The sequence below is a fragment of the Bacillus sp. DB-2 genome (assembly GCF_003315125.1).
GTDB lineage: Bacteria > Bacillota > Bacilli > Bacillales > Bacillaceae_G > Bacillus_A > Bacillus_A mycoides.
Map to the genome: position 1 here is coordinate 201,511 of NZ_QNRN01000005.1, position 18,409 is coordinate 219,919.

The 18,409-nt window shown below is 35.9% G+C and carries 13 protein-coding genes; 3 read left to right on the top strand and 10 right to left on the bottom strand.

Annotated elements, in window-relative coordinates:
• Nucleotides 1–42 precede the first annotated feature (42 nt).
• The 4 genes from DET63_RS10645 to DET63_RS10660 form a co-directional block, all read right to left on the bottom strand.
• Nucleotides 43–1,599, bottom strand: coding sequence for a fatty acid--CoA ligase (locus DET63_RS10645; protein ID WP_113936695.1), 1,557 nt, complete (start codon nt 1,597–1,599; stop codon nt 43–45).
• Between the two features lie 271 nt (nt 1,600–1,870).
• Nucleotides 1,871–3,361: a coproporphyrinogen III oxidase gene (locus DET63_RS10650; protein WP_060750045.1), complete on the bottom strand. Its 1,491-nt coding sequence runs from the start codon at nt 3,359–3,361 to the stop codon at nt 1,871–1,873.
• A gap of 141 nt (nt 3,362–3,502) precedes the next feature.
• Complete coding sequence (locus tag DET63_RS10655) at nt 3,503–7,843, bottom strand: SpaA isopeptide-forming pilin-related protein (RefSeq protein ID WP_113936696.1); 4,341 nt, start codon at nt 7,841–7,843, stop codon at nt 3,503–3,505.
• A 418-nt stretch (nt 7,844–8,261) separates the two neighbouring features.
• Complete coding sequence (locus DET63_RS10660; RefSeq protein WP_113936697.1) at nt 8,262–9,134, bottom strand: Cof-type HAD-IIB family hydrolase; 873 nt, start codon at nt 9,132–9,134, stop codon at nt 8,262–8,264.
• A gap of 134 nt (nt 9,135–9,268) precedes the next feature.
• On the opposite strand from DET63_RS10660, the gene DET63_RS10665 reads away from it, so the two are divergent.
• Nucleotides 9,269–9,883: a DNA-3-methyladenine glycosylase gene (locus tag DET63_RS10665; RefSeq protein WP_113936698.1), complete on the top strand. Its 615-nt coding sequence runs from the start codon at nt 9,269–9,271 to the stop codon at nt 9,881–9,883.
• Between the two features lie 179 nt (nt 9,884–10,062).
• On the opposite strand, the gene DET63_RS10670 is transcribed toward DET63_RS10665, so the two are convergent.
• From DET63_RS10670 to alsS, 4 genes are all read right to left on the bottom strand, one after another.
• Nucleotides 10,063–11,172: a glycosyltransferase family 2 protein gene (locus DET63_RS10670; RefSeq protein WP_113936699.1), complete on the bottom strand. Its 1,110-nt coding sequence runs from the start codon at nt 11,170–11,172 to the stop codon at nt 10,063–10,065.
• Between the two features lie 50 nt (nt 11,173–11,222).
• On the bottom strand, nt 11,223–12,302 hold the full coding sequence (locus DET63_RS10675; protein WP_113936700.1) for a tetratricopeptide repeat-containing glycosyltransferase family 2 protein: 1,080 nt from the start codon (nt 12,300–12,302) through the stop codon (nt 11,223–11,225).
• A gap of 218 nt (nt 12,303–12,520) precedes the next feature.
• Nucleotides 12,521–13,279 (bottom strand): alpha-acetolactate decarboxylase, encoded by a 759-nt coding sequence (gene alsD / locus DET63_RS10680; protein WP_113936701.1) that lies wholly within the window; start codon nt 13,277–13,279, stop codon nt 12,521–12,523.
• A gap of 16 nt (nt 13,280–13,295) precedes the next feature.
• Nucleotides 13,296–14,984 carry an acetolactate synthase AlsS gene (gene alsS, locus DET63_RS10685; protein ID WP_113936702.1) on the bottom strand — a complete coding sequence of 563 codons (1,689 nt, stop codon included), beginning with the start codon at nt 14,982–14,984 and terminating at the stop codon, nt 13,296–13,298.
• Nucleotides 14,985–15,384: 400 nt separating this feature from the next.
• On the opposite strand from alsS, the gene DET63_RS10690 reads away from it, so the two are divergent.
• A complete protein-coding gene (locus DET63_RS10690) occupies nt 15,385–15,942 on the top strand; it encodes an HAAS signaling domain-containing protein (RefSeq protein WP_113936703.1) in 558 nt (185 codons plus the stop codon).
• Between the two features lie 24 nt (nt 15,943–15,966).
• On the top strand, nt 15,967–16,563 hold the full coding sequence (locus DET63_RS10695; protein ID WP_113936704.1) for an NDxxF motif lipoprotein: 597 nt from the start codon (nt 15,967–15,969) through the stop codon (nt 16,561–16,563).
• A gap of 151 nt (nt 16,564–16,714) precedes the next feature.
• Here DET63_RS10695 and DET63_RS10700 read toward each other — a convergent pair whose 3' ends face one another.
• Nucleotides 16,715–17,068 carry a YlbF/YmcA family competence regulator gene (locus tag DET63_RS10700; protein WP_002087363.1) on the bottom strand — a complete coding sequence of 118 codons (354 nt, stop codon included), beginning with the start codon at nt 17,066–17,068 and terminating at the stop codon, nt 16,715–16,717.
• Between the two features lie 143 nt (nt 17,069–17,211).
• Entirely contained in the window at nt 17,212–18,357 is a 1,146-nt protein-coding gene (locus tag DET63_RS10705; protein ID WP_113936705.1) for a DUF445 domain-containing protein, read from the bottom strand.
• Between the last annotated feature and the right edge of the window lie 52 nt (nt 18,358–18,409).

Consider the following 18,409-nt stretch of genomic DNA (forward strand, 5'->3'; position numbering starts at 1 on the left):
TTCCTTATTAAGAAAGATAATCTTATTTGTAAAGATAGCCCCCTATTTTTTCGCGCCTTTTAACGACTCTCTTAGCACAAATTTTTGTAATTTCCCGCTCGCATTACGAGGAAGTTCATCTACAAATAAGTAATGACGCGGACGTTTATAGTCTGCTAATTCATCACTGTCTTTGCAATACATTTCTAAATCAGCTTCTGAAATATTTTTATCTTTCTTTACAACAACCGCAACGACACGCTCTCCCCATAGTTCATCTGGCTCACCAAGTACTGCAACATCTAATACCCCAGGGTGACTATGAAGAAAATCTTCAATTTCGCGAGGATAAATATTTACGCCACCGCTAATTACCATATCATCAACGCGGTCTGCAACGAATAAATAGCCGTCTTTATCGAAGTATCCTAAATCACCAGAATGATACCAGCCTTTATACATCGATTTTGCATTTGCTTCTTCTCGATTATGATAACCAGCCATCATAGTTGGACCGCGCAAAATAATTTCCCCTACTTCATAAGGAGGCAACGTATCATCTGGCTCTGCTGGTCCATCTTCGTTCGGTTTCACAATTCGAATTTCATGGCTAAAGCACGGTGTTCCTGCTGAACCTGCTTTCGTAATTTGATCTTCTTCTACGAGAAACGCAACAACTGGTCCCATTTCTGTCATTCCGTAAATTTGAACAAGATCAATATAAAGGCGCTCTTTACATTCCTTCACTAGCGCTGGTGCCATTGCAGCCCCGCCATATACACCGATTTTCATTGAAGTTAAATCATACTTAGTTAGATCTTTTTGCAGTAACATATTCCACATCGTCGGTGCTGCAAAAAACGTCGTAATCTTCTCTTCTTGAATGGTATGTAATACTCTATCCGTATCAAAATGATGTAAAATAACATTCTTTCCGCCAACTTGAATGCGCGGTATAATTCCAGCATTTAACTCGCCGCAATGATATAAAGGTGCTACCACAAGCCCGGCGCTATCCCTGTTATATTTTATGAAATACGTACAAATCATACTATGCTCAGCCATATCACGATGACGATGTAGTACGCCTTTCGGATGACCAGTCGTTCCGCTCGTATAAAGCATAGAACAAAAATCCATTTCATCGACTACAATATCTACTTTTTCAGCTGATGCTTCATTTACTTTTTCATGGTAAGAACTAGCATAGGAAGGTGCATCGTCTTCCACGTACCAAAAAGACGAATTTGGAAAATCTCGTTCAATCATAGCAACTGTTGATTCGACTGCTTTTTCAAAGACAACTACTTTCGAGGCTGCATCTTGGAGGATATACGATAGTTCTTTTGCTTTTAAGCGGAAATTAATTGGATTGAAGATCGCGCCAATTTTCGCACAGGCTAAGTAAACGTTTACAAATTCACGACAGTTATATAGGTAAACAGATACACAATCTCCCTTTCTTACTCCTTCTTTCAATAGAGCTTGCGCCGTTTTATTTATTTGCTCATCCCACTGTTTATATGTCCAACGAATATTTTTTTCTGGTTCTACTAACGCCTCTTTATTCGGATATTTGCCAACTGTCAAATCAAAAATTCTCCCTATCGTCATGTACATGCCAACAATTTCCCCCTTTTCTCTTTCATAAATCTATCATTTCGTCTATAAGTAGACATTGTCCTCTAATAATCTGACTAATTTTTCTGATTATTATCGACATAGTTTTACAAATGGACCGTTTGATGGTAAATGAAATTATATCGGTGATTTTTTGAATATATCGAACGCAACCAAATTTATATCAGCTATTTTTCGAATATATCGACTTACCGACAAAAACTGACAATATAAAAAGAGGCTGTTCCAAATCGGAACAACCCCCTTCTTCTTACACGAATAGCTCTTCTAAAATTTTCAGTTTATCTTCTGTATATTTCACGAAGCCATCGTTATATGATTTTGGATCTTTCGGATTCGCAAAGTGTGTAATTGCTCCTGTTTGTGGGTGAACAAATTTACTTGATGCCCCGCAACCAAGTCCGATAATCGATTGTACTTCTTCCATAATAACAATATTGTAGATACTTTCTTGCGTCGGTATTGCATACCCAACGTTTTCTAAGTTACCTAAAATATTTTTTTGACGATATAAATAGTATGGTACGTAATTATGGTTCTTCGTCCACTCTTCCGCCTCATGCATCATCGCAGTAATTTCTTCGCGACCTGCTACTTTATATTTACGTTTGTTTTGCGTCATTTCAGAAGCACGTTTAAATGATAACGTATGAACTGTTAACGATTCTGGCATTAACTTTTCTGTTTCATCTAACGTATGCTTGAAGATGTCTAATCCTTCACCAGGAAGACCAATAATTAAATCCATATTAATATTGTTCATTCCCATTTCACGTGCTAAATGATACTTCTCAATCGTTTCTTCTACAGTGTGATGACGTCCAATTGCCTTTAGTGTCTCTTGATGGTATGACTGCGGATTAATACTAATACGGTCAATGTTCCATTTATTTAACACTTCTAGCTTTGCTGGTGTGATTGTATCTGGGCGACCTGCCTCAACTGTTACTTCACGTACATCTTTCACATCAGGGAAAGCTTGGTACATTTCTTCATACAACATATCCATCTCTTCTGCTGTAATACTCGTCGGTGTACCGCCGCCGTAATAAATCGTCGTAACTGTAACACCTTTTTCTTTTAAAAACTTACCAATTTCACGAACTTCATAATGTAACCCGCCTAAGAACGAATCAACTGATCCTTGGCGTCCGTTAATTGCATAAGCCGGGAACGTACAGTACGCACATTTTGTAGGACAAAACGGAATACCGATGTAAATACTTACTTCTTCTTTCAAACGGTATAAATCCGGAACAACCGCTAATTGGCAATCAACAATACGCTGAAGAAGTTCAATTTTCTCTTCATGAATTAAATAACTTTCACGAAGTTCTTTATGTGCTTCTTCTTTTGACATACCATTTTGAAGCAGTTTGTGAAGAAGTTTCGTTGGGCGTACCCCAGTTAATATTCCCCAGCTCTGTTCAAGTCCAGTTAGCTGTTGAAGTACAGAAAGATATACGTAAGAAACAACATGTTTCACTTGCTTCATACGTTCTTTTTCTTCTGTGAAAGCAGATAAATCTTTTGCGAATGTTTCTTCATATACATTTCCGGTTGCAACATCTGTTAAACGAGCCGATGCTGTCACATTACCTTCTATCTGTATATCAACGATCAGATTTGCTTCTTCTTTATCAAACCCTATCGTGCTCTCTTCAAAAAATAAACCGCCAATATTTTGTAGCGGACGTAAAAAACGATCGTCTTGTAACGTTTTAATTGAAATTAACAACATTATCACCTTTTCATTTGCAAACTCTCTTTAGTTTACTTGAAGGGCGTTTGCAGGTCAATACAGAAGCTTTTACCTTATTTCTTCTATTAATAACTTAAAGGCATAAGAGATAACATTCCTCTTATGCCTTTTATACATCTATTAACTATTTTTAGTCATAAATCTTAAACGTATTCCTAATAACAGAAGAACAAAACCGACGAATGGAAGATAATTCATATCATGCCCTGTAGCTGGCAGTTGTTGATTATTAGAAGAACCCGGTCCTTTTTCTGGTAAATTAGGCTTTCCTGTTTCTTCGCCTGGCTTTTCTGTTCCTTCGCCTGGCTTTTCTGTTCCTTCACCTGGTGTTTCCGTTCCTTCACCTGGTGTTTCCGTTCCTTCACCTGGTGTTTCCGTTCCTTCACCTGGTGTTTCCGTTCCTTCACCTGGCTCTTTTTGATTTGTAATTTGAAGTTTTATAGCTTCAATTTTTTGATTAGAAATCGTAAATCTGATTTCTTTATCAGATAAAGTGTATCCTTCTGGAGCCTGAACTTCTTTTAAAATATAATCTCCTGGCTCCAATTCTTTCGAAGTTACTTTACCATTTTTATCTGTTGTTAATGTGTCTATTTTTGTTCCGTCTTTCAAAATTTCAAAGACTGCGCCTGCTAATGTTTTATCTGTATCATTAGCATCTACCTTTGTAATTTCTACTTGGCCTGTAATTTTTTCTTTCACTTTTTCATTCAATACTTCTTGTTTTGCTACTTCATTTGCAACAATGTTTACTTCTACTGTTACTTCTAGCGCTTTATAGCCTTCTGGCGCTTTCGTTTCTTCTAACGTGTATTTTCCTGGTACAACGTTTTCGAATTTCACAACACCATCTTTATTTGTTGTTTTCGCTTCTCCAACTACTTGACCAGCTTCGTTCTTTAACTTAAATTCCGCACCTGCTAGAACTTTTCCACTTTCTGCATCCTTCTTGATTACTTGTAAGCTTCCTAGTTCTTTTGCGTTTTCCACTTGTACTTGTACTACTTTGTTTGCTTCCACAACGACTTCAATCTCTTCTTTTAGTAACTTATATCCTTGTGGTGCTTTCGTTTCTTTTAACGTGTATTTTCCTGGTTCTAATTTCGTAGATATTACTTTACCTGTTTTATCTGTTCGTAATGTCTCTACTTTTTTACCCTCTTTATACACTTCAAATTCTGCGTCTGATAATACTTTCGCTTTATCATTCGCATCTACTTTCACGATTTCGAATTGACCTGCTATTTTTTCGTTCGTAACTTCTTGTTTTATTACTTCATTCGCTACAACGTTTACTTCTACTGTTACTTCTAGCGCTTTATAACCTTCTGGCGCTTTCGTTTCTTCTAACGTGTATTTTCCTGGTACTACGTTTTCGAATTTCACAACACCATCTTTATCTGTTGTTTTCGCTTCTCCAACTACTTGACCAGCTTCGTTCTTTAATTTAAATTCTGCACCTGCTAGAACTTTTCCACTTTCTGCATCCTTCTTGATTACTTGTAAGCTTCCTAGTTCTTTTGCGTTTTCTACTTGTACTTGTACTACTTTGTTCGCTTCCACAACGACTTCAATTTCTTCTTTTAACAACTTATACCCTTGTGGTGCTTTCGTTTCTTTCACTGTGTATTTTCCTAGTTCTAATTTCTTAGAGATTACTTTACCTGTTTTATCTGTTCGTAATGTCTCTACTTTTTCACCCTCTTTATACACTTCAAATTCTGCGTCTGATAATACTTTCGCTTTATCATTTGCATCTACTTTTACGATTTCGAATTGACCAAGGCTCTTACTATTCGTTACTTTTACATCAATAACTTTTTCACCATCAACTGTTGCATGAATTACTTGTTTTGTTAACTCATAACCTTCTGGCGCTTTCGTCTCTTCTAACGTATATTCACCCGGCACTAGTCCGTCTACTTTAACAGTTCCAGACTCATCTGTTGTAATTCCTTCTTTTACAACATTTCCTTTCACATCTTTCAATGTAAATTCTGCGCCTGCTAAACGTTTCGCTTGATCTTTATCATCCGTTTTAATAATTTGTAGAGAACCTAAGACTTTTTCATTTTCTGCCTCTACTTTTACTATTTCGTTCTCATTTTGAATTGTTACTTTCCATTCTTTATTAGAAAGCTTGTAACCTTCTGGTGCTTTCGTTTCTTTCACTGTATATTCACCTAATGGTAATTTCGGTGACATCACTTTTCCACTCTCATCTGTTTTCAGTTCCGCTACCTTTTTGCCATCTTTATACAATGCGAATTCTGCACCTGATAACACTTTCGTTTTATCATTCGCATCTACTTTCACGATTTCAAATTGACCTGTTACTTTTTCATTCGTAACTTCTTGTTTTACCATTTCATTCGCTACAACGTTTACTTCTACTGTTACTTCTACTGCTTTGTAGCCTTCTGGTGCTTTCGTTTCTTCTAACGTGTATTTTCCTGGTACTAAGTTTTCGAATTGAACTACACCATCTTTATTCGTTGTTTTCGCTTCTCCAACTACCTGACCACTCTCGTTCTTCAGTCTAAATTCCGCGCCTTCTAGAACTTTTCCACTCTCTGCATCCTTTTTGACTACTTGTAAGCTTCCTAGCTCTTTTGCGTTTTCTACTTGTACTTGTACTACTTTGTTCGCCTCCACAACGACTTCAATTTCTTCTTTTAACAACTTATATCCTTGTGGTGCTTTCGTTTCTTTTAATGTGTACTTTCCTGGTTCTAATTTCGTAGATATTACTTTACCTGTTTTATCTGTTCGTAACGTATCTACTTTTTTACCATCTTTGTACACTTCAAATTCTGCGTCTGATAATACTTTCGCTTTATCTTCTGCATCTACTTTTACGATTTCAAATTGACCTGTAGCTTTTTCAACGATCTTTTTATTCAACACATCTACAGTTACTGTTTTATTAGCAGCTACATCAACATGAACTAAACTAGATGATAGTTCATAACCTTTTGGTGCTTCAACTTCTTTTAATGTATATGTTCCAACTGGAAGTTGTTTTGATAAAGCTGCACCTTTACCATCTGTAATAATTGTTTCAACAACATTTCCATCTTTATCTATAACATCAAATTTTGCACCTGGTAGAAGTTGACCAGATTCACTATCTTTTTTCAATAATTTAAATTGGCCATTCTCTACTTTTTTCGTATTCTTCATAACAATTTCAATTACGTTTGTACTATCAATTGTTACTTTTGCTGGTGTATCAACTTTTATATATCCTTCTGGTGCACTTATTTCTTTTACAAAATAGTCACCAAGTGGTAAATCCTTGACTTCAGCAATACCCTTTTCATTCGTTGTAACAGTAGCCACAACAGTATTATCTTTGTCTATAACATCAAACTTTGCGTCTTTTAAAACAATATTTTCATCATTTGCATCAACTTTTTTAATTTGTAAGTTTCCTTTTTCAACTACTGGCTTATTCCACTTTGGCCAATTAAATTTAAAGTTATGAACCTCAAATCCATCTCTTTGGTGTAATCCTCCAACATAGGCTTGTCCGTTAATAGAACCACCTTTTGTCTCTACAACAGCATTAGGCGCAAACAAACTACCTACTACACCATAACCTTTAGTTGTTATCTTTGTAGCATTAGGGAACACCCAAATGACTTTATTAGCTAACTCAGTAAAAGCTGAATTAGGGTCATATGCTTGAGATGTATTAATTAAGTCTGTTGCCATCCCAGTATTTCTCGTATCGTACAAAATTGCACCGCTACCAAAATTCACTTCTTCTGCGTCTGAATAAATAACAATAAAGTCTTTGTTATTTACATTCGGAAGATAAACATCTCTTACATCAAATATTTTCTTTCCTGTTAAGCCTGAAGAAACGTAAATATTAGGGTTGTTTACATCTTCACCGATTCCAAAGCTCATATTAAGTTTTGGCTTATCAGTTTGCAATTGACCCGCATCCCCAATTACACCATCAACGTCTTTTCTAAATTCTTTGAACTTGGCATCAATCTCTGCTTGCTCTTTATAAGAGATACGGTCATAAGATGATTTCATTGCACCTTCTGGGTCACCATCTTTTGTCATCGCCACTGTTCCATCTTGGATGATTACTTGTCCTGCTCCCGCTTTCGTAAATTGACCACCTAGTAATAATGATGGATATCCTTCATCTTTCCATGTTGCTCCAGCTAAGTTGTTTGCTCCAGTTGCAGCCGCTAGGACTGTATAACTTGATGCGTTCATATTTTTTTGAACAGCCATCGCACCCTCAATATCCGCACTCGTTGCACTATGATCTCCAAAAATGATGGCGTTGTAATAAGATACATCACCTAAACCTTTTAATTCTGTTGTAGCTGCCTCTGCTTTAAATGGTAAATGGATTAAAAAATTCATACATATTAGTAATACAACTATAAAACTACTACTTATTTTTTTTACTTTTTGATTAAATGATTTCCTCAAGAAATTCATTCCCCCTTTTAAGCTTCCTAAACCCACAAAAGAAGTACATTTCATATGTACCAAGTCTTACTCACATTAATTTAAAATAATCCATTTAAATAAAACAAAGAAACTCTACAACTAATTAATAAAATTACTACAATTCATTTTTGAGATAATACGTGAACTAAACTATCACGCGGAAATGTTTTTACGTACGGGAGCTCAATAAAATTAATCTGAAGAATATTTCATGTGGTGTAAATATTTCGGCAACATCATCCACTCTACAACAGTTTCCTAGAGTATTCAAGTGAATTGTATAGATTCCAGACACAATTCATCCCCTGAAAAGCTTTCATTCCCTATTGGAATATTGATTTAAACTTTTCAAATAAAGTCGACAAAAAAACGTAGCGAAAATGCTACGTTTCTTTTTTCATCGTTTCGGTGTATGTTTATGATTCTTTAAAAAAGGAAGCGGGAATTGCTTACGAAAATGCTCTTTAATCATATACTCTACGCCGTTCTCAGTATTAGAACGTGTAATCCAGTCTGCGGCTTTCTTTAATTCTACAGGAGCGTTCCCCATCGCTACCCCAAGCCCAACATTTTCAATTACCTCTAAGTCTTCTATGCTATCTCCAATCGCAACCATTTCACTAAGGTTAATATTTAAATGCTCCCCAAGTAATTGTAAACCACGTAGTTTTGATACATTTTGAGGGAGAATTTCTATACGTCTCTCATCACACTCAACGTACTCCACATCTTGAAATGCCTTTCTTAACGTATTCATCCCTCTTTCTTTTTCACCTTTCGTATGGAAAACAATATCAATTTTTGGTGCAGCTACTGGATGATCACGCAGTGCATCCCCTAGCGAATCTACAAATTGAACCGGATAAAACAATGGATCTGCGCTTGATAATACAGTACGCGCAATTAAGTTTGGTGTATTTCTTTCACGATTCCCAATTGAATATCGTTCATGAGAAATGCGAACATTACAATCAAAATGCTCTAACACTTGCACGATATTAAAGGTTTTCTCTTCAGATAATCTCCTTTGAGCGAACGGCTTATCTAACGTTGCTGAAACGAAAGCACCACCATGTGTAACTAATATAGAATCTAATTTTAACGCCTTCGCTATTTTATGAGCAGATTGAAAATTACGATTCGTAAACAATGTAACGTATACATCTTTTCTTTTCACAAAGTCAATTGTCTCCCGTAACCCTTTTGCGATTTTTCCGTTGTTGTATAGTAGTGTCCCATCTATATTAAGAGCTAGTAAGCGATAAATCATGTCGCACTCCCCCTCTTCGCTGTTGTACTCTATCCATAATTTATGAAATAAATGTAGTAAATAGAACGAGTTAGAATTACTACTGAAAATTTGGTTTACTATATACATATACAACTGGCAAAGGAGATAGCACAATGCAGGCACCACCTTCTTTTTATGAAGGCGATACGTTAGTGGTCGCAAAGAAGTTACTCGGACATAAACTCGTTCATATTGTAGACGGCATAAAGCGGAGCGGAATTATTGTAGAAGTAGAAGCATACAAAGGTCCAGATGATAAGGCCGCTCATAGTTACGGAGGCAGACGGACTAATCGAACAGAAGTAATGTTCGGCGCACCAGGACATGCTTACGTATATTTAATTTACGGCATGTATCATTGCTTTAACGTAATTACAGCACCAATCGGTACCCCGCAAGGAGTTCTCATTCGTGCTCTTGAACCTGTAGATGGAATCGAAGACATGAAACTAGCGCGCTACAACAAAACTGACATTACGAAAGCTCAGTATAAAAACTTAACAAATGGCCCCGGAAAACTATGCCGCGCGCTCGGAATCACTTTAGAAGAGCGCGGCGTACCACTTCAAAGTGATACGTTACATATTGAATTAGTTCCTGAAGAAGACCATTTATCATCCACACATAACATAATAGCGGGCCCTCGTATTAACATTGATTATGCAGAAGAAGCCGTTCACTATCCATGGCGGTTTTATTATGAAAAGCACCCGTTTGTTTCAAAATAAAGAAGCTATCCTATAAGTAAGTGAAACCAACTTATAGGATAGCTCTTTTTTCGTAATTCATCACACGTCGAAAAACCGAAATCCGGGATCGGATTTCGGTTTTGTTTCTATAAAAGAAACCGTTGTTCCTAAAGCATTTCCAAATACAGTTCATCTCCAAAGAGAAAATCTTAAAAGCATTATTTTTTTAATGCATAATAATTTTCCAAATTGAATTTCGACATAACGAAAGTTCCTGTTGGCGTTAAAAGTTGTGCCATAGATTGTATAACATGCGGTAATTTCGCTGGCTCAATGGGATGTGATAGTAGGATGTACTGGAATTTTTCATCTATAAATACCTCATGTAACTTGTCATACGCAGCAGAAGTTGTAGGAGCTACCCTATTTGCAAGAGCTGCCGCTTTTTCATTACTTTCCGCTCCGAATAAAGAAACTGCCTGATAACACCCTTTCATTTTTAATAAAGTGGCACCACATCCAGCTCCTATATGAAGAATATTTACTTTATCAGGCGCAAATCGCTCTAAAATCGCTAGTAAGTCACAATGAATATATAAACTTTCACCATAAAATCCCCATTTTTCATACAATTTTATATTATTCGCATGTAAACAAATAGAAAATTTAACACTATCTTCTCTCCATGAGACACTTCCGTAGTGATGAATAAATGTATCTTTACATAAATACAATTTATATCCTTTTTCAAACATTCTTAGTGACAAATCATCATCTTCATAATTCCCCGGTGTAAATCGTTCATCTAATAATCCAACTTCATCTAACACTGATTTTTTTATAAGCATACAGAATCCGATTAATTTCATACGTTCTTCCCATTTATCTTTATCACTTTGATTATATAAAGTTGCAAACTTCTGCATTCCTTCAATATCTTTATAAAAAGTTTGTATAGCAGTATAGTAAGCGGCATTATTAGTTACGGGCCCTACCGCTCCAGCATCCTTACTTTCATATAAACACCGAATTAAGTTGCTTAGCCAATTTTCAGTTACGACCACATCATTATTCAATAATAAAATATTGTCACCTTTTGCCTCTTTAATTCCCTGATTGCATCCCTTTGGAAAACCCATATTCTCCGCATTTTCCACTAGCATAATATCCGATTGTTTTTGTAACCATTCTACAGTACCATCTGTTGACGCGTTGTCCACAACTATTAACTCATACTCTTGTTCCACTGTATAAGTTCTAATACTTTGGATGCATTCTTTTGTATATTGTAATTGATTATGAGTCAATATAATTATACTTGTGAGCATGAATCAAACTCCTCTCAGCAGCCAAAATGATTATCTAGTATTATTAAATATTATTTTTCCGATAAACTATCAAAATATTTTCTATTATATTCAATGCTTGGATTATTAGGTATGAACTGTGCAGCTTGTTCGTTATGATGAATTGCCTTTTCATATTCTTTTATTCGATCATAACAAATACATAGTTGAATATGCGGCAACCATGTATGACACTCTTCTCGGACAAACGGAGAATCCTTTGGCCTTGGCCCATCAATTGCTGCATGGTACCAATATATCGCTTTAGAATATTCCCCTTGTTGCAAAAATACACGTCCTAAGTGGCAACAAAGTTCTCCTCTAGGCGTGTCATACGTAAATGATTGCAAACAAGACTGTATAGATTTTTTTAAGTCCCCCAATTCTAAATAACATTCGGCTCTTTTTAAACAAGCTTGAATGTTATCTTCAACCCAACCCTTTTCTTCATCTAAAAATTTAGAATACCCCTTAACAGCCTTATCAAATAATCTGTGATCCTTACATTCATTTGCATAATAGTAAACATCGCGGGGGCTAAACTCTTTTCCACTCTCAAGATGTTTTTCATATATTTTTAAATTACGATTAGTATATGCTTTTTCTTTTTTATGACTTACCCCTACGTCACTATTTATAAGATTTCCATACACCTCTAAATATTCATGAACAAATCCATACCATTGAAAATTTTTACTTCTGTTGACTAATCGATATCTCCTTAAAGAATGTGTTGGATTTCCTTCTATATCAAAAGTTAAATAATATTTCATAGATACTGCATCCGTACTACGATCTAACGTATGTTTTAACTGCAACAATTTCTTTATATCTTCCATATCTATTATGTCATCTGCGTCTAGCCAAAGAATATATTCTTTTGTAGCTTTAGAAAACGCAAAATTTCGTGCCGCTGAAAAATCTTCAATCCATTGAAAATCATAAACTTTCGCGTCGTACTTCTTCACAATTTCTTTTGTACCATCTGTTGAACCTGTATCTACAATAATAATTTCATCCACAACACTTTTAACCGATTCTAAGCATTTTGATATAGTTTGTTCTTCATCTTTTACAATCATGCATAAACTAATAGTAATGGAGTTTTCCATCATATCCCCCCTATCCTTTTGATGTATATGTTTGGAGAGAAATTTATATTTCTTTTGCTTCAAAATTGAGTTTTCATTTTACAAAAGAAACATAATGAGGCGGTGCAGTGAAATTGGATAGGGGAATTTCACTCGAAGATTGCAAATCAATGAAAAAAACCGAAGCCTGAACAAGACTTCGGTTCTTTATATAGAGAATACATAATTTCGATTCCTTTTTACTCCGCACCTTCCGCGGCCGCAATATCATTCTCTAAGTTTTCTCTTGATAATTCCGCCGCCATAAAATCAGCTGTTTCAGGAAGTGCTAAATGCATATGAGCTTTTTGACAAATTTGGATCGTACAGTTTTCTACAACATAGTCGAAAACATGTCCGCCACCGCTTCTTTCATTATCAATGTAATGTAAGTGGAAACCAGCTACACCAATACCTTGCGCGTAATCTGGTGTCCAAAATCCAGCTAGCGTACCTTCTGTATCTTTAAATGAAAAGATCGGTTGTGATTTCGTCACTTCAACGAGCGGCGTATACGGTTTTTCTTGTCTTGGAACAGTTCTCGTTCTTACTTCACGGAACGTACCATCCATTCGAATCGCATAAAATAAGTTTTTACTTGGCATTAATTCATGTAATAACGCTTCCACTTCTTCACGATTCATCGGATGCTCTACCGTATAACTCATTTCTTTTTCAAAAAACGTTACAGTCGCAAACGGTGTTGTTTCCTCTGGCTCTACTTTTTCTGCGGAGCCGTCTGAACGTAAATGGTAAAATTCGTTATCAAACGCGATCATTTCACCATCTAATTGATCAAATGTGCCGATGCCGAAATCACCACGTTCTTTCAATTCCTCAAAGCTAATCACACCATCATATATACCATCTAATAGCGCAAGCATTGTAGATGTTTGATATACTTCATTATTCGTTTTCGTTCTTTTTGCATCAATATCAATTAATTGCGCAACAGTCATCTCACTCATGCCCCCATTAGTTTAATTGGTTTGGTAATAGTTTTTCGCTTAATTTAATGTTGTCACGGTAATCGATTGGAATATCAACAATGACAGGGCCTTCTGCTTCTAACGCTTCTCTCAATACACCTTCTAATTCGTCTGGTGTATTGACACGAAGACCTAACGCCCCGAAACTTTCCGCATATTTCACAAGATCGACATCGCCAAACTCTGTAGCTGATGTTCTGCCGTATTTCATCATTTGTTGGAACGCAACCATATCGTACGTACCGTCTCTCCATACGAGATGGACAACCGGAGCATTTAAACGTACCGCTGTTTCTAATTCCATCGCTGAGAATAAGAAACCACCGTCACCTGACACTGAGACTACTTTTTTACCCGGTTCTACTAAAGTAGCAGCAATTGCCCAAGGAAGTGCAACACCTAACGTTTGCATACCGTTACTAAATAATAGTCTACGTGGTTCATAAGAACGGAAACATCTTGCCATCCAAATAGAATGGGAACCGATGTCACATGTAACGGTTGTATCGTCACTAATTAAAGAACGAAGTGTACGAATGACTTGAAGTGGATGCGTAACACCTTCTGAAGCACGATTTGGAACTTCTGCTTGCTCTGATAATTTCGCGCGTAATCGCTCTAAAACTGCTTCTGATTTCGTATTTAATACAAGCTTCGGTAATTTCTCCGCAATGCTATTTACAGTTAAAGCGATATCACCAATTAATTCACGCTCTGGTTGATAATCATGGTCGATATCTGCTTGGTGGTCATCAAGATGGATAATCGTTCGGTCGCCAAGTTTATTCCAGAATTTCGGATCGTACTCAATTGGGTCATAGCCGATAGATAAAACAAAATCCGCTTCTTCTAGTAAAATATCACCTGGTTGGTTACGGAATAATCCAACGCGGCCAAAGAAATGATCTTCTAACTCACGTGAAATTGCACCAGCTGCTTGATACGTTTCAACAACAGGAAGTTCTGTATCCGCAATTAACTCACGAACTGCTTTCGTCACTTCATTGGTGCTTGCTCTCATACCGAGTAAAATTACTGGTAATTTTGCTGATTTTATTTTTTCTACTACGTATTCAATATGATTTGTGGGAGCGATTCCAAGCTGTGGCTTAGAAAGCGCACCAATAGACTCTACTGTCGTTTCCGCAGTCATAACGTCTTGCGGAAGACTTACAAGTGTTGCTCCTGGATTTGTAGAAGTAGCACTTCGAAATGCATTAGTAAGTGCTTCTGGCACATTATCAGGATGCTCGACTTCTACGCTATATTTTGTGATTGGTTCGAATAATGCAGCATTATCCATAGATTGATGCGTACGTTTTAATCGATCTGTACGCGGAACTGCACCAGCTAAAGCAACAACGGGATCACTCTCCGCATTCGCAGTAACAAGACCTGTCGCTAAATTTGATGTCCCTGGTCCTGAAGTTACAAGACACACACCCGGTTTCCCTGTTAATCTACCAATAGCAGCTGCCATAAATGCTGCGTTTTGTTCATGACGACAAACAATTAACTCTGGTCCTCTTTCTTGCAGTACATCAAATACAGAATCAATCTTCGCTCCTGGAATACCGAAAACATGTGTAACACCTTGTTTAATTAAACAATCAACAACAAGATCTGCTCCTCTTGTTTTTGTTTTCACGTCGTTTGCTTTTACACCTGTACTCAAACTAATCATTCCTTTATTTCATAATGTGTGTAATAAAGATTTTTAATTTCACCTAGTTAATTAATGTGGTGAAGTATTGTTTATCATTATATTACAAATGCATTATTTTTCCAACAATATGAATTTGACAGTTTTTTGACAACCTCTAAGGAATACGCTTACAACCCTTTGTTTATCCTAAAATAATATTTTTATATCTCCTCTAAAAATGCACGAAAAAATTCCATCTAATCACAGTATTAATAAGATTATAGTACCTTGCAAAGAACACTACTAAATGATATATTTGTAAATATTGGAATGCCCAATAATTGGAACGCACCTTGTAATTCGTATCCCCCTTTTCAAAAGATAGGATTCTCAGCTGTAATTCATCATTTTATAAAGGAAAGTGATTGTTATGAACAAAAGTGAATTTTTGGAACAACTTAGTTCTTCCTTGCGGAATATGCCTAATGCAGAAAAGAAAGATATTATTTCAGAGTATGAAACTCATTTTATCAGTGCTAAACAGGATGGGAAATCTGAAGAAGAAATTTCTAGAAAACTAGGAGACCCTAAAACTATTGCTAAAGAACTTAATGTTTCATATGCAATAAACAACGCTGACAATAAACGAAGCTTCAAAAATATGATAACCGCACTATTTTCTGTTATGAGCTTAAGTGTTTTAAACTTTGCCTTTATCATTATCGCCTTTTTCGTACTACTCTTTTTATTACCGGTTCTTCTAGCACTTATAATTGCCACTCCATTATTAATCATTTCACCTATTTTATTAATAGGGTTAGGATTTTTTAACGGTTTTCATCAAATCAGTTATTCCGATGTTTATAATGTGTTCATCGCTTTTTGCATCGGCTTACTCATATCCGTAATATCTTACCAAATGATAAAACATATATACGCACTTTTAGTAAAATATTTGAAATGGAATGTAGCTATTTTACAAAGATAATAATGAATGTAAAAGGAGATTAATATGAAAAAGTATATTTTATATCCACTCATGTTACTTACAATTTTATTTCTATCAGCTTGTTCAAACAGTAACCAATCTAATGAAAAAAACGATGTACAATCCATTAAAGATGTTACGGTTAAAATTCCAGAAACTATATTTAGTTCCTCAAAGAAAAATGAAAATATTAATGAAAACGAAATGAAACAAAATATAAAGACTTATTTAGATTATAGCGGAGAGTTATACGAAAACATCGTTCCCCTTTCATCAGCCATGTCTGATGAGAATGTCACTGAATCCGACCGAGAGAAATTAAAAAAACTAATAAATTTAGCGAAACAAAATGATGCGAATTTCCATGATTTTATTAGTAACAATACTATACCCGATGATTACAAAAAGCCTTCGAAAGAAATCTATGAATTTATTTCATCGTCTACAGCACTTTCAGTAGAACTAGATCAAGAAATAGAAAAAATCGCTCAAGATGGTAACTTATTCAAGACCGATTTTTCTTTTACAAAGCGCTTTGAGAAAGTTAATGGTAGAAAGCAAAAAGAGATTGAAAAGTTTTTGAAAGAAAAAAATATTAGAACTGAGTATTTCAACAAGTAATTATATATATAAGAGAAATTGAAAGATACATCATATATTCCGGTCAAAATAGTCACTAACAAATGGCTATTTCGGCGGGGATTTTTTTGTGGAAGGACTATCAAATTACCCACAAAAAAAAACGCCCCCATACTAGGAGCGTCTTCCATCATTACGCTTGTTGCGCGCTATATAATTCTTCAAGTGGCTTCATGATGATTTTGTTAACGTCAGTGATAACGATGTTTAAACGTTGCTCAGTTTCCATTAACTTTGTGATTTTTGCATCTTGTTGAATGCGAGTTACAACTTCTTGTGCTTTTTGGTTATCTTCTTCAGTGATTTCTTGGCCTTGCATCATTTTTTGTTGTAGGCCAAGTTGCATTGTACGGAACTCTTCGAATAAGTTCTTTGACTCTGCATCTCCTTGTACTGCTGCGTAGCTTGCTTTTAATGTTTGGAAATCTTCGTTTTCAGCGATTGTTTTTTGTAATTCATATGCAACATCATGAATGTTTTTTGTCATTTTATTTTTCCTCCTTTAGAAGGCTAGCGCTTTTCGCTCACACTGCCTTTTAAGTGCATTTACATACGCACCTCTTCTTACCATATCAAACTATGCATGAGATGGGAAGAAATTTCACTTTTATTTCTATACACCCATCTTTATTACTTAAGGAACAAGAGTAACAAGCCTTGAATAAATCCAATTGTCCCCCCTAATAACGCCCCTAAATATGTAATCATTTTTAACTCATTTTTTGTAATGGACAATACGAGATCTTCTAGTCTCTCTGTTGAAAATGTAGATACTTCCTGCTGGACAATTTCCGCAAGCTGTAGATTTCCCAATATACTTCCCACATTTTCTGTCCCCCACTTCAAGCCTTTCTCTACTACGCTAGGGACGACTTTTTCAACGATTGTTTCTCGAACTGGCTCACATACTTGCTGAACAGACTGATTTAAAAATCTACTCACTGTTTCCTCTACTTTAACTGCTGACAATATGGAGTTCACAATCATTTCTTTCTCTACGAACATTTCTAATTCTTTTACGTCTCTTCCTTTTAACTTTTCCCACTCTTTTTGCAGTACATCAGTTAACAGACGCTCTGTTCCATCTTGTCCTAAAAACTTAATGACTTCCGGCTGCACGCGATCAACTAAACTTACATTCCCTAAAAACATACCAACTAAGTTAAGCATCGTCCCGTGAGAAGCGAAAAAGTCATCAATCATTTTTGAAAGGCGTTCCTTTCCTTCTTCACTTTCCAAAAAGCTAATTCCTCTTTTTAAAATAAAAGATGCTACATTCGGAATCGCATTCTCTACTTTTTCATGAACAGAATGAGGTAACGCCTGTTCCCATGTATATGTATAGTACTCTGCTAAAAATGCATGAATTTTTTCTGTAATAACATGTTCGATTTTCCCGATCGCCTCTTCTTCTACATGTTCTAAATTCCATTTTTCTAACATATCCCGTAACGACTGTTCATTTGTAATTACTTTATCAACTTCCACTTGTGTCCAGCGAATTAAACTGGTTTGAAACTCTTTATTTGTTAGTTTTTTTCCGATTCCTTCTGGTGTTAACAAATGGTCTACAACCATTTTACCTAATTGAACAGCAAGCTCATCGCGGCGCTTTGGAATTAACCCTGGCGTAAATGGAACTTGAAACTTTCCAATATAAATCGGACGATGAGGACGAAATAACATTTTTATCGCTAAATGATTTGTGTATCCTCCAATAATTGCCCCGAGCCCTGTCGTTATTAACATATTTAACCATATATTCATCACAATCAACCTTTCACTTCTCCAAAACTATAGCATATCATCATACGGACAAAAGTATAAT